Below are 216 nucleotides of genomic sequence, written 5' to 3'. Positions count from 1 at the left end.
CGAGCCGGTGCGCGAGGGTGGCGCTGGTCTCCGGCCGTGAGGTGGTCGTGTCGATCCAAATCTGGCCCGGGCGCGTATGGGGGAGGAGCGTGTCCGCCAGTCCCGCCACCGCCTCCGCGTCGGGCAGGCAGGTGAAGAGCACGTCGCAGCCGTCAAGGAGCGTCACCGCATCCGGGGCCTCCCGCGCGCCCCGGTCCAGCAGGGGGGGGAGCGGCG

General features: G+C 75.0%; 1 protein-coding gene. It reads right to left on the bottom strand.

Annotated features, from left to right (window positions below; all coding sequences use genetic code 11):
- Positions 1-199, bottom strand: a 199-nt coding sequence (locus E0702_RS21720) for an NAD(P)-binding domain-containing protein (RefSeq protein WP_368816933.1), incomplete at its 3' end; no start/stop codon positions are given.
- Positions 200-216: the final 17 nt, after the last annotated feature.

It is taken from the genome of Halomonas marinisediminis (genome assembly GCF_004347715.1).
In the GTDB taxonomy this organism is placed as follows: domain Bacteria; phylum Pseudomonadota; class Gammaproteobacteria; order Pseudomonadales; family Halomonadaceae; genus Halomonas; species Halomonas icarae.
The sequence above is the reverse complement of the archived record's forward strand: the minus strand, read 5'-3'. Positions and strand labels throughout refer to the sequence as shown.